At 70.8% G+C, this 12,667-nt stretch carries 8 protein-coding genes; 5 read left to right on the forward strand and 3 right to left on the reverse strand.

The features are described 5' to 3' along the window. Nucleotides 1-66: 66 nt before the first annotated feature. The 4 genes from WMF20_RS23535 to WMF20_RS23550 all read left to right on the forward strand — a co-directional run bounded on the left by WMF20_RS23535 (nt 67) and on the right by WMF20_RS23550 (nt 5,314). On the forward strand, nt 67-1,341 hold the full coding sequence (locus WMF20_RS23535) for a sensor histidine kinase (RefSeq protein WP_437616850.1): 1,275 nt from the start codon (nt 67-69) through the stop codon (nt 1,339-1,341). Next, nucleotides 1,338-2,504: an ATP-binding protein gene (locus WMF20_RS23540; RefSeq protein ID WP_437616851.1), complete on the forward strand. Its 1,167-nt coding sequence runs from the start codon at nt 1,338-1,340 to the stop codon at nt 2,502-2,504. The genes WMF20_RS23535 and WMF20_RS23540 overlap by 4 nt, the downstream gene beginning before the upstream one ends. Before the next feature lie 71 nt (nt 2,505-2,575). Then, nucleotides 2,576-4,219: a M1 family metallopeptidase gene (locus WMF20_RS23545; protein ID WP_437616852.1), complete on the forward strand. Its 1,644-nt coding sequence runs from the start codon at nt 2,576-2,578 to the stop codon at nt 4,217-4,219. Nucleotides 4,220-4,228: 9 nt separating this feature from the next. Next, entirely contained in the window at nt 4,229-5,314 is a 1,086-nt protein-coding gene (locus WMF20_RS23550) for an NAD(P)H-dependent flavin oxidoreductase (RefSeq protein WP_437616853.1), read from the forward strand. Between the two features lie 25 nt (nt 5,315-5,339). On the opposite strand, the gene WMF20_RS23555 is transcribed toward WMF20_RS23550, so the two are convergent. After that, the gene (locus WMF20_RS23555; RefSeq protein ID WP_437617160.1) at nt 5,340-7,904 is read right to left on the reverse strand and encodes a glycoside hydrolase family 15 protein; all 2,565 of its coding nucleotides are present in this window, start codon (nt 7,902-7,904) and stop codon (nt 5,340-5,342) included. Nucleotides 7,905-8,369: 465 nt separating this feature from the next. On the opposite strand from WMF20_RS23555, the gene WMF20_RS23560 reads away from it, so the two are divergent. After that, nucleotides 8,370-9,893, forward strand: a complete 1,524-nt coding sequence (locus WMF20_RS23560; RefSeq protein WP_437616854.1) for a hypothetical protein — start codon at nt 8,370-8,372, stop codon at nt 9,891-9,893. A 37-nt stretch (nt 9,894-9,930) separates the two neighbouring features. On the opposite strand, the gene WMF20_RS23565 is transcribed toward WMF20_RS23560, so the two are convergent. After that, nucleotides 9,931-11,064: an ABC transporter permease gene (locus WMF20_RS23565; protein WP_437616855.1), complete on the reverse strand. Its 1,134-nt coding sequence runs from the start codon at nt 11,062-11,064 to the stop codon at nt 9,931-9,933. A 36-nt stretch (nt 11,065-11,100) separates the two neighbouring features. Continuing rightward, nucleotides 11,101-12,624 carry a sugar ABC transporter ATP-binding protein gene (locus tag WMF20_RS23570; RefSeq protein ID WP_437616856.1) on the reverse strand — a complete coding sequence of 508 codons (1,524 nt, stop codon included), beginning with the start codon at nt 12,622-12,624 and terminating at the stop codon, nt 11,101-11,103. Nucleotides 12,625-12,667: the final 43 nt, after the last annotated feature.

Raw genomic sequence — 12,667 nt, forward strand, 5'->3', positions numbered from 1 at the left:
GAGGCCCGGAGTCCGATGGCACCGCGCGAGCCGCGAAGCACAGGAGATAACGAAGAAAAGCGGCGATTGGCCCTGCCGGCGACAGGGCAGCTCGACGGCAGGCTCGCAGAGCTCGCCGGCTCCTTCCTCATGGACTCCACCGCGCTGGCGGTGGGCGTGTTCGCGACGGACGGCGCGCCCCGGCTCGCGAACCGCGGCATGCGCAGGCTGCTCGGACGCGCGGGAGAGCCGGCCCGCCTCGTCAGCCCGAGCTTTGCGCAGCTCGCGGCGGCGGGGCGCGGCGGCGACGCGCCGGTCCACCGCGGTATCCTGCACTTCGGGGATCTCCGCTCGATCGCGCACAGCGTCCGCGGGGAGGTGTGGCGGCTCGGCGATGCGCTGCTGATCCTCGCCGAGTTCGACGTCGTCGAGCTCGAGCGTGTGGTCGCCGAGGTGTCCGCGCTCAACTCGCGGATCACGAGCCTCCAGCGGCGGCTCGTGTCCGAGCAGAAGGCGCTCGAGAGGTCGCTCGGGCAGCTGCGCGCCACGCAATCGATGCTCGTCCACTCGGAGAAGATGAACGCCCTCGGCAAGCTCGCCGCCGGCGTGGCCCACGAGATCAACAACCCCCTCGCCTTCGTCCGCAGCAACGTGCACACCCTGGGAGCGTCGCTCGGGCGGCTGTTCGCCGCCTACGAGGCGCTCGAGGCGGCCGCCCTCCGCGGGCGCCCGGACGACGTGGCGAGCGTCGCCGAGGCGCTCCGCGAGGACGCCGACCTCGAATTTCTCCGCGAGGACGCGGGCGATCTCGTGAAAGGCACCCTGGGCGGCCTCGCGCGCGTGCAGAAGATCGTCGAGGATCTCAGGACCTTCGCGCGGCTCGACCAGGCGGACGTGGAGCGCTCCGACCTGAGGGAGAGCCTGGAGAGCACGCTCGCGATCGCGGGCCCAGCGCTGAGGAGCGGCGGCGTCCAGGTGACGGTGGCGTGGGCCGACCTGCCGAAGGTGCGGTGCAAGCCGGCGGAGCTCAGCCAGGTGTTCCTGAACCTGCTCATCAACGCCGCCCAGGCGGTCGAATGCCGCGGCCCGGGGAACGGCCGCATCGCGATCCGCGCGCGGGACGAAGCGCGCCAGATCGCCCTCGAGTTCGAGGACAACGGCGCCGGGATGACCGATGACGTCCTCGGCAGGATCTTCGATCCGTTCTTCACGACAAAGCCTGTCGGGCAGGGCACGGGGCTCGGCCTCACGATCTCGCACAAGATCGTCGTGGATCAGCACGGGGGCACGCTCTCGGTCCGCTCGACCCCGGGGGCCGGGAGCACCTTCACGATCACGCTGCCGAAGGAGCCCGATCGATGACGAGAGCGCCCGGCGAGCGCCGCGCCCTGCTCATCGTCGACGACGAGCGCGAGACCCTGAAGGCGCTCCGCCGCGAGCTCCGGCGCGACTACGAGGTGCTCACGGCGGAGAGCGCCGAAGAGGGTCATGCGCTCCTGCGCGCTCGGGCCATCCCCGTCGTCCTGAGCGATCAGCGGATGCCGGGCATGACCGGCACGGAGCTCTACGCGGCGGTGAAGGCCGAGTTTCCGGAGACCATCCGGCTCCTCATGACGGCCTATGCGGACACGAACGCGGCGATCCAGGCCATCAACGACGGCGGCGTGTACCGGTTCATCTCCAAGCCGTGGGATCCGCCGGCGCTCGCCGCCGTCGTGCGGGACGCGTTCGCCCAGCACGATCGGCTCTGCGACCGCAATCGGCGCCTCGATCGCCTCGAGGCGAGGGCCGAGGTGCTCCGCCGGGAGAACCAGCGGCTCGCCGAGCAGAGCCAGCGGAGCCATGAGCTCGTGGGCATCGCCGCGCACGATCTGCGCAATCCGATCGCGGCGATCCAGTGGTTCTCGGCGATGCAGCTCGGGGGCGCCTCCGCCGGGCGCGAGGACGCGCGGCGCCACCTTTTGAAGATCCAGGCCAACGCCGAGTTCGCGCTGCAGCTGCTCGAGGATCTGCTCGACATCACGACGCTCGAGCACGGGAACGTCGCGCTTCGCCTGCAGGACGCCGACCTGCGCGGCCTCATCGCGGCGGCGATATCGCTGAACGAGCACGGCGCCCGCCGCAAGGGGATCGCCCTGGTCGTCGACGCGCCCGCCGATCTCCCGCCCGTCCGCTGCGACGCCGAGCGGATCGAGCAGGTCTTGAGCAACCTGCTCAGCAACGCCTTCAAGTTCTCTCATCCGGGCACGACGGTGACGGTGCGCGCGCGGCGGCTCGGCCAGGCGGTCGAGGTGGTGATCGAGGATCAGGGCCTCGGCATCCGTCCGGAGGAGATCAGCGGCCTGTTCCGCAAGTTCCGGAGGACGAGCACCCGGACGACGGGCGGCGAGAAGAGCACGGGGCTCGGCCTCTCGATCTGCAAGAACCTCGTCGAGCGCCATGGCGGCACGATCCGCGTGGAGAGCGAGCTCGGCCGGGGAACGCGGGTGTTCTTCACGCTGCCGCTTCCGGTCGAGAGGAGCTGAATCGACGCAGCTTTCTTCGAGCGCGATTCGCGGTCGCCTAGCATGCGCGCTCCTGCTCCAGGAGCGAAGACATGCGGCGCACTCCCCTCTGGTTATGGATCGTGACTTCGGCGACCCTCGCGACGACGGCGGCCTGCGGCGACGACGACGGCGCCGGCAGCGGCGGTGATGGCGGCGCTGGCGCGACGAGCAGCTCGAGCACCGCGGGCGGCGACGGCGGCTCGGGTGGCGACGGCGGTTCGGGCGGCGACGGCGGCTCGGGTGGCGACGGCGGCTCGGGTGGCGACGGCGGCGGAGCTGGCGGCTCCGGCGGCTCGGATGGCGGTTCGGGCGGCGCTGGCGGCTCCGGCGGCTCGGATGGCGGTTCGGGCGGCTCCGGCGGCGGTACTGGCGGCTCCGGCGGCGGTACTGGCGGCTCCGGCGGCGGTACTGGCGGCTCCGGCGGCGGCGCTGGCGGCTCAGACGGCTCCGGCGGCGGCCCTGCTGCCGAGGACTGGACGCGCGACATTCTCTCGACGGCCCTCGAGCTCGACCTCGCCAGCCTCGCGGGCAGGGCGACCATCGTGCTCGCCGCGTCGGACAGCACGGCCGCGTCGTTCGAGATCGGCGACCTCGACATCGTGTCGGTCGCGGCTCCATCGGGCGACCTCGACTACGCCGTGGGCGCCGGCGCGCTCCACGTCGGCGTGCCGTCGACCGGGAGCGACGCCACCGTCATCATCGATTATGCGTTCAAGCCCCACGACGGCTTCGACGGGTGGATGCCGGATGCGGGGGTGTCGTTCCTCTGGCCCTATTTCTGCGGCAACCTCTTTCCGTGCAAATCCGATCCTGCCGACGGCGTGCGGTTCACGATGCGCGTGACCGGGGTGCCGGAGGGCATGACCGCGATCTATCCGGAGACCATTCCCACCGACGCGCCCTCGTACATGCCCGCGATCGCCGTCGCCGCGTTCACCGAGCTCACGCTCGGCGCCACGACCGCCGGCACCCGGGTCAGCGTGTGGCACCTGCCCGACCAGGAGGTCGACGCCGCGATCGGCACGGAGCACCTCGTCGACGTCGTCGACTTCCTGGAGACCACCTATGGCCCCTACCCCTTCGGAGACCGCGTGGGGACCGTCTCGGCCGACTGGGGCGGCGGAGACTACGGCGGCATGGAACATCACCCCTTCTGGCACCTCTCGAGCGGCTCCCTCGACCGCGAGGAGGTCAACGCGCACGAGGCCGCCCACGGCTGGTTCGGCAACGGCGTGCGCATCGCCTGCTGGGAGGACTTCGTCCTCTCCGAAGGCACCGCCTCGTACCTGGCCGCCCGCGCGCTCGAGGAGCTCGGCGTGGAGGTCTGGCGCGCGTACGAGTGCGATCTCAAGGACGTCTGCGACCCCGCGGGCGGCAGGAACACCATCGCGCTGCCGGACACCTGCAACGAGATCGACATCCTGAACGATCCGCTCTGGTCGTCCGTGCCCTACATGAAGGGCGCGTTCTTCTTCCGCGAGGTGGCCGGCGCGATCGGCGTCGGCGCGCTCGACCAGGCCCTCGGCGACTTCTACAGGGCGAACGTGGGGACCGCAGCGCGAACGCAGGACCTCATCGACGCCATCAAGGCAGCGACGGACAGCGCCGGCGCCGCCGCGGTCGACGCGCTCGCCGCCGCGTGGCTCCGCACGCTGGAGTGCCCGATTGACGCCTCGACCCTCTGCCCCACCTAGAGCGCTGCCATGTGGACCGATACCCGCCTCACCCGACAGCTCGGCCTCCGTCTCCCGATCATCCAGGGCCCCTTCGGGGGCGGCCTGTCCACCACCGCCCTCGCGGCCGCCGTCTCGAACGCCGGCGGGCTCGGCTCCTTCGGGGCGCACGCCCTGACGCCATCGCAGATCGGCGACCTCGTCCCCGAGCTCCGGCGGCTCACGCCGCACCCGTTCGCGGTGAACCTCTGGGTGCCCCAGCCCGGCGAGCCCGCCACCATCGACGCGGCGGAGCTCGAGCGGCACGTGGCGCGCCTGCGCCCCATGCTGCGGCAGCTCGGCCTGCCCGACCCCGAGGTGCCCGGCGCGTTCGCCCCGCGCTTCGAGGAGCAGGTCGAGGCCGCGCTCGAGGCGAGGCCGCAAGCCCTGAGCTTCGTCATGGGGGTCCCGCCCGCCTCGGTCATCGAGGGGGCGAAGGCGCGGGGGATCGCCGTCATCGGCACCGCCACCACCGTCGACGAGGCGATCGCGCTCGACCAGGCCGGCGTCGACGTCATCGTCGCCTCGGGCAGCGACGCGGGCGGACATCGGGGCGCGTTCCTGCGGCCCGTGCGGGAGTCGCTGGTCGGCACGCTGTCGCTCGTCCCGCAGGTGGTGGACGCGGTGCGGGCCCCGGTGGCCGCCGCGGGCGGCATCGCCGACGGCCGCGGCGTCGCGGCGGCGCTCGCGCTCGGCGCCGGCGGGGTGCAGATCGGGACGGCGTTCCTCGCCTGCGAGGAGTCGGGGGCGAGCGCCGGCCACCGCGGCGCGCTGGCCTCGCCGCGCGCGCGCACGACCGTGCTCACCCGCGTGTTCTCCGGCCGCACCGCGCGGGGCATCCCCAACGCGTTCGTCGACGCCTTGACGCCGCACGAGCACGAGATCCCCGAGTACCCGGTCCAGAACTGGCTCACGCAGCCGATCCGCCGGGCCGCGGCGGCGGCGGGGCGCGAGGATACCCTGTCGCTCTGGGCCGGGCAGAGCGCCGCCCTCGCCAGGCCGCGGCCGGCGGCCGAGCTCGTGGCGGCGCTCGTCGAGCAGGCCGAGCAGGTGATCCGCGGGCTCATGCAGCCCTGAGGGGTATCGCCCGCACCGCCTGGCCTTACCAGCTCACGGTGTCGTTTCGCGTGAGCGTCCCGCCGGACGCCGGGGTGCTCAGCGTGCGATTGCCCCCGCCGGGTAGGTTCTCCCAGGTGACGGAGCCATTGTCGTTCTTGCGGTAGTACTTGTACTGCAGGGCGCTGCTGGCCAGCAGATTGACGCGGTTCGTCCACACCGGGTAGCTGCGCGGATCGACCGGGATGCCAAGATCGGTATTCCAGCTGCCCAGCGCCGCGGTGTTGCCGGTGACGTACATGTACTGGCCAACCACGGTGCTCGCGTTCACGTTGAACACGACGCTCGCCTGGCCGGACGCGGGCGGCACGACGCAGGCGTTGTAGCGGCTGCAGACCACCGACGGGACGTCGACGACCTTGCCCGCGCGGATCGACGCCAGCAGGCTGATGTACTCGCCCATGGCCCAGTTCAGCGGGCTCATCGACCTCGTCGGGGTGCCCGCCGTGGCGTTCGCCGGCTTGTCGACGATCCAGCCGGTGACGTTCGTCGTCTCGCTCCACACCTGCTCCGGGATGAAGCCCTGCGGCGTCGAGAACGCCTTCACCGCGGTCAGGAACGGATTGCCGTCGGCGCCGACGCCCGTGGTGGCGATCTTGAACATGCCGCGCTCGGCGGTGAAGATGGGCCACAGCCGGCCCCGGCCGCCCGTGCCGTCGAAGTTGGTGCCGTCGTTCTTCTCGCCGTATCCATCGTAGTTGTAGCGGAACCACGCGTCGCCTTTGCCGGCGATGTTTCGCTTCAGGATGCTGTCGTACTCCGGCAGCGTCGCGAGGATCGACGGATCGTCCGCGCGCTTCACCCCCATCCGCACGAGCTCGAGGAATCCGCCGTCGACGATGTAGCGCTGGTCGTGCGTGCCGCCGCCGTTGCCGTTCGTGAACGAGATCGCCGCGTCCGGCCCGGACACGGGGTTATACACCTGCGGCCCGGTTCCGGTGTTGCCCCGCGCCGACGGGTTGACGCGGATGTAATACTTGCCGTCGCCATGATAGCCGGTGTTCGTGAACGTCCAGCGGTCGACGCTCTGCTGCCAGTAATCGGCGGCGGCCAGGTAGCGAGCCGCGCTCGTCGTGTCGCCGTTGTCGCGCGCGATCGCGGCGGCGCAGACGAGGCCGGCGATCTCGGCGGCGATCGTCGACGGCGAGTACCCCGAGTTCTCCTCCCAGCGCTCCTGCTGGGTCCAGGGGCCGGTGTTGACGATGTAGTCGGCGGTCTTCTTGATCTTCGACCACAGCGGGTTGTACGCCGACGGGCCGAGGCGCCAGGCGAGGATGATCGGCATCGCCTGCTCATCCATCTGCGTGCCCTGCCAGTACTGCCACCCGCTGACCCAGGCGTTCTGCGGGAAGCGGCCGACGCGGCTGTAGCCCTGCGGGCAGCTCGGCGCGTTGTACTCGGCGATCCCGCAGTCGCTCGACTGCTGGAGCGTGTTGAACAGGTAATTGACCACCGAGGTCGCGGTCGCCGTGTCCCCGGCCGTGACAAGCGCGCTGGCGAACTTGAACAGATCGCGCGGCCAGACCAGGTGATACCCGCCGTTGTTGGCGTCGCCGTTGCTCTCGCCCCACGGCGTGCCCATCCCGGCGATCATGGCGCCGTTCGATTTGTCCTGGATCGTCTTCAGCGACATCGCCGCGAGGTAATACTGGTCGTCGGCGGTGCCGCCCTGGTTGTTGAGCCCGCTCGCGTAGCCGTTCCACCCGCTGTCGTAGGTCGTTCGCAGGGTGGTCAGGTTGCTGCCGAGCGTCGCGTTCGCGGTGGTCGTCGCCTCGGCCTCGGTGGCGCCGAAGGCGAGCACCACGTCGAACGAGACGCTGGTGACGGCGCTCGCGCCGAGGTCGACCCAGCCCATCTGCGCCACGTTGCCGCCGCTCGCGAGGTCGTTGCGCCAGCTCATCGTCTTGTCGGCGGTGCCGCCGAGCAGGTCGGTCCAGCCGTCGGTCTCGCCGACGAAGCCGCTCGACACCATCGGCAGGCCGCCGCTCGTCAGCGTCTTCCACGGTTGCGAGGCGGCGAGCGCCGAGAAGCGGCTGTTCTCCGAGGCGACCAGCATCGTGCGCCCGCCCGCCGTCACGGTCTTCGATGAGTCGCCGCCCCCGGAGTTGTCCATGGCCGGGTTGTGGAGCAGGTAGAGGTTGAACTGGGTGACGTTCCTGCCGTTCAGCGCGTCGAACTGGACGCGCTGGATCAGCGCGTTGCGCCCCGGATCGGTGAAGATGCTCTTGGTGATCCGCCAGTTGTGGGCGCTGTTGCTGGTCACCGCCTGCCACCGCATGGAACGCTTGTCCGGCTGGGTGACGGTGTAGCTCTGCTGCTTCTCCTCGTCGACGAAGGTCTTGGCCGTGTCCCCCACCATGAACTGCAGGTCGACGGTGTTGACCGTGTCGAGCACCGGATAGAACACCTCGGACACGATGCCCCGGTACCCGGTGAAGTAGACCCGCGAGGCCGAGGTCGTCGACGTGCCGAGGAACGACTTCTCGGCAGGTCCCCACACCGACGCTGCCCCTGCGCCCGCGGCGCTGAGGCCGGCGCCGGCGGCTCTCAGATCGCTCGCCGGCGCCTCGCCGCCCTGTTCGAACGGGACGGCCGACGCCTCGAACGAGGCCTCGTCCGCGCCGACCGCACAGCCCGCGAGCCCCAGCGTCAGATGAAAAATTATAGCAACACAAGAAATCCGGTTCCGCATCACGCCATCCCCTTTCCACCCGGGCAGCCGCCGCGTGAGGGCTCTCCACGGCTGCCGTAAGCCAGCGACTTGATTGATGTTTCCACGTGGTGCAGGCGATCCGCTACAGCGGCCCCCTGCGCTCTGCTCGCTCCTGCGCCGCGTGGAACGCCGGCAATTTTTCAGCTTAGCACGCAAACAACGCGCCCTCGCGCGCCGCCATGCCGGGCTCCAGGCGAGGACCGCGACGATGCCATTTACGCATCGTGTCGACGCGGCGAGGCGCGTCCCGTACCGTCCCGGGGTCGGAGCCGGCGACGTGGATCGACGCAAGGAGCATGGGCGATGCGAAAGGCGTGGTGTGGGCTCGGGGCGGCCGTGCTGGGGCTGGGCGCGTGCGCCGAGACGATCGTGGACCCGAGCGGCGGCGGCGCGGGCGCCGCGTCACCCGGCGGCGGCGGGGGCGGCGCCGCCCCGCTCGCCGCGGGCGGAGGGGGGCGCGGCGGCGGCGGGAGCGATGGCGGCGGGAGCGGCGGCGGCGGCGGCGCGGAGCTCCCCGTGGACTCGTGCCGTCCGCCGGTCGAGGCACGGCCTTTCGACAAGGGCATCTTGACGCTGGAGCTGAACTCCATCGCATTCGATCGTTCTGGCAACCTCGGCATGACGGGGATAGCGCAACAGCGTATCGATCTCGGCGGCGGCGAGCTAACGCCCGGAGGGGGCATGGATGTCGTCGTGGCGAAGTTCGATGCCGCGGGGAACCACGTTTTCAGCAAGGTCTTCGGCGACCGGAGCGACCAGCGCGGCGACAGGATCGCGTTCGATTCCCGGTGCAACATGCTCCTCGGAGGAACATTCGCTGGCGCGATGGACCTCGGCGGCGCGACGCTCACCGGAGGCAGATCCCTCTTCGTGGCGAAGCTCGACGGCGCCGGCAATCACATCTGGAGCAAGCGGCTCGGCGGCGCGTCCGGGATGGTTCCGCTCTTCCTCTACATGGCCGTCGATCCGACGACCGACGACGTGGTGCTCGCAGGCGATTTCGAGGGCACCATCGACTTCGGTGGAGTGTCGTTGACGAACACGAGCGACGGCCAGCGGCCCGCCTTCGTGGCCAAGCTGAACGCCGCGGGGCAGCACCTGTGGAGCAAGCAGTTCGTGGGCACCGTCAACATCCGTGGGCTCGGTGTCGACTCTTCCGGAGAGGTGATCATCACGGGAGGTCAAGGCGGCTCCGTCGACTTTGGAGGAGGTCCGCTCGGACCGGACGATCGACTCGCTTCCGGGCTGTTCCTCGTACGGCTCGACGCAGCGGGAAGCCACCGCTGGAGCAAACGATGGGAAGCTACCAACAACGGCACCATCAGCGAAGGGTTGGCGATCGACCCGAGCGGCGACGCCCTCATCGCGGGCTCCACCGAGTGCGGCATCGATCTGGGCGGCGGCCTGCTGGAGACCGTCGAATGTCGGCGCAGCGCGTACGTGGCCAAGTTCGATGCCGAGGGCGCCCACCAGCTCAGCCGGCTCCTCGGCAGCAGCAAGCTCTCAGGAGCGGAGAGCCTCGGGATCGGGCCTGATGGGCGGGCCTTCATTGCGGGCATGTTCGGCGGGACGATGGACGTCGACGGCGGGGAGCTCACCGCGGACGCGGACGATGGCGCCGGCTTCGTCGTGCAGCTTTCTGCGGATGGATCCATCTCGCAGAGCAGGACCGTCGTGGGTAGCCTCCAGATGCTCCATCGGCTCGCCGTCGATCCCGAAGGGCATGTCGCCGTGCTGGGAAGGACGTTCGACGACGTCGAGTTGGAGAGCGGACATCAGCTCGGTCGCGGCGACTTCGTGACGAAGTTCGACATCGAGGCGCCATGATCGGATGGCCGCGCCGGCGGCTCGCCGGCCCACGAGCTCACGAGCCAACCACCTTGCGCCGCGCCGCCGCGTAGCGCTTGGCCAGCTCGTCCGCGATGACGCCGATCAGGATGACGGCGCCGATGACCGCGAACTCGATCTGGGTCGGGACCCCCAGCATGTTGATGGAGTTGCGCAGCACCTGCATCAGCGCCGTGCCGAGGATCACGCCCATCACCGCCCCCTCGCCGCCGCGCAGGCTGAAGCCGCCCAGCACGGCCGCGGCGATGGCGTAGAGCTCGTAGAAGTTGCCGAAATCGACCGGCTGGGCCGAGTTGACCTCCAGCGCGAACAGCATGCCCCCGAAGCAGGCGAGCACCGAGCAGAGGACATAGGCGAGGATCGTCATCCTGTCGGTGTCGACCCCGCTGTAGCGGGCCGCCTGCTCGTTGCGGCCGAGCGCCATCAGATAACGGCCGTAGATGGTGCGGTTCAGGAAGATCGACGCCGCGACCGCGATCCCGAGGAACAGGAGGAACGGCATCGGGATGTCGATCCACGTGATCGGATCGAGGCGCGTCCTCGCGCCGGTGAACGGGTTCACCGCATAAGGGCTGAAGCGGCCCTCCGAGATCCACGAGAGGAACGGCACCGGGATGGCGAACGGGCTGCCGACCGACAGGTACCGCAGCGACTCGAACCCGACGCCGAACCCCTGCGTCTGATCGCCCGAGATCCCGCGCGCGGTGCCCCGGTAGAGCAAGAGCCCGCAGAGCGTCACCACGAACGGCTGGAGCCGGAGCTTCGTGATGAGCAGCCCGTGCGCGAGCCCGATGCACAGCGAGATCCCGAGCAGCACCGGCACCGCCAGCGCGGGCGACCAGTGCTGGACCGCGAGCAGCCACGGCAGCATGCAGCCGGCGAGCGCCACGACCGAGCCGATCGACAGATCGATGCCGCCCGTGATGATCACGAAGCCGGCCCCGATGCTGAGGATGCCGAACAGCGCCGTCCGCCGGATCAGGTTCTCGAGGTTGTCCGCCAGGAGGAACCTGCCGTTCAGGAGCGCGGTCCCGAGCGACACGGCGACGAGCAGCCAGAAGACGCCGAGCACCTTGCGCCGGGTGCTCGGCGCGAGCGGGGCGGGCGCGTCATCGCGCGCCCCGAGATCACGAGTCGTCGTCACAGGCATGCTCCTCTGGCCTCGATCCCGCCCGATGGCGCCGGGTCACGCCGCGGCGTCGCTGCCGGTCGCGAGCCGCATGATCGCCTCCTCGCGGAGCTCGGCGCGGCCGAGCTCCCCGGCGATGCGCCCCTCGTGCATCACCAGCGCCCGATCCGACATCCCCATCACCTCTTCCATGTCGCTGGAGACGAACAAGGTGGCCATGCCGCTCGCGGCCAATCGCTCCATCAGCTGGTATATCTCGTGCTTTGCGCCGACGTCAATGCCGCGGGTCGGCTCGTCGAGCAGGAGCACGCGCGGCGACATCGACAGCCACTTTCCGATCACCACCTTCTGCTGGTTGCCGCCGGAGAGGTGCTGCGCCGGCTGCACGTCGGTCGGCGTCCGCACCCCGAGCTCGCGCACGATCTGCGCCGACATCCGGCGCTCGCCCGCGCGATCGAGGACGCCGTAGCGGTGCGCCGCGCCGAGGCTCGGCAGGCTCACGTTCGCCCGGATCGCCATCTCCAGGATGATGCCCTGTTGCTGGCGATCCTCCGGGACCAGGCCCATCCCGGCGGCGATGGCGTCGCGCGGGGTGCGCGGGGTGAACGCCCGCCCGGCCACGCGGACGGCGCCCCCGGCCGCCGGCGTGACGCCGAACAGCGTCCGCAGCAGCGACGTGCGCCCCGCGCCGAGCAGCCCCGCCACGCCGACGATCTCGCCCGCGCGCACCGTGAAGGAGAGCGCGTGCTCGGGGTGCCGCGGCGTCCTGAGGCCCGACACCTCGAGCACCGGCTCGCCCGGCGGGTGCGGGACGTGCGGATAGAACTGGGAGAGATCGCGCCCCACCATCAGCCGCACGATGCGATCGTGGCTCATCTCGTCGCGCGGAAGCTCGCCCGCGTTCTCGCCGTCGCGCAGCACGAGGACGCGATCGCACAGCGCCGTCACCTCGCCGAGGCGGTGAGAGATGTACACGACGCCGATACCGCCCGCGCGGAGCTCCCGCACCACGTCGAACAGCGCCTCGGCCTCGGGCGGGCACAGGCACGACGTCGGCTCATCCATGATGAGCACCCGGGCGTTCGCGGAGAGCGCCTTGGCGATCTCCACGAGGTGACGCTGCCCGAGCGACAGGCCGCCGACGAGCGCGCGCGGCGAGCACGCGAGGCCGACCCGCGCCATGATCGCCCGCGCGTCCCGCTCCATCCTGCGCTCGTCGATGAAGCCGCCCCGCCGCGGCTCGCGGCCGAGGAAGATGTTGGCGGCGATATCGAGGTTCTCCGCCAGGTTGAGCTCCTGGTGGATGAGCGCGATCCCGCGGGAGAGCGCCTCTCGCACCGAGCCGAGCGCGGCCGGCCGCCCGTCGAGGCGCATCTCGCCGGCGTCGGGCGCCTCGACGCCCGCGAGGATCTTCATGAGGGTGCTCTTGCCGGCGCCGTTCTCGCCGACGATGCCGAGCACCTCGCCGCGGCCGAGCGCGAGGTGAACGTCATGGAGCGCGAGCACGCCGGGAAAGCGCTTGGTCAGGCCGCGCGCCTCGAGCAGCGGCGCCCTGTCCGGGTCGGGCGAGGAGGCTGTCATTCGCGTCAGGGGGTCGGTCCGGCGGCGCCGCGCGGCCCGCCGG

The organism is Sorangium sp. So ce834 (assembly GCF_051521425.1).
In the GTDB taxonomy this organism is placed as follows: domain Bacteria; phylum Myxococcota_A; class Polyangia; order Polyangiales; family Polyangiaceae; genus Sorangium; species Sorangium cellulosum_D.

What these genes read in the sequence shown, in the direction of transcription:
- WMF20_RS23540 (WP_437616851.1), top strand. Translation starts at nt 1,338, where the DNA reads ATGACGAGAGCGCCCGGCGAGCGCCGCGCCCTGCTCATCGTCGACGAC.
- WMF20_RS23545 (WP_437616852.1), top strand. Translation starts at nt 2,576, where the DNA reads ATGCGGCGCACTCCCCTCTGGTTATGGATCGTGACTTCGGCGACCCTC.
- WMF20_RS23550 (WP_437616853.1), top strand. Translation starts at nt 4,229, where the DNA reads ATGTGGACCGATACCCGCCTCACCCGACAGCTCGGCCTCCGTCTCCCG.
- WMF20_RS23560 (WP_437616854.1), top strand. Translation starts at nt 8,370, where the DNA reads ATGCGAAAGGCGTGGTGTGGGCTCGGGGCGGCCGTGCTGGGGCTGGGC.
- WMF20_RS23565 (WP_437616855.1), bottom strand. Translation starts at nt 11,064, where the DNA reads ATGCCTGTGACGACGACTCGTGATCTCGGGGCGCGCGATGACGCGCCC.
- WMF20_RS23570 (WP_437616856.1), bottom strand. Translation starts at nt 12,624, where the DNA reads ATGACAGCCTCCTCGCCCGACCCGGACAGGGCGCCGCTGCTCGAGGCG.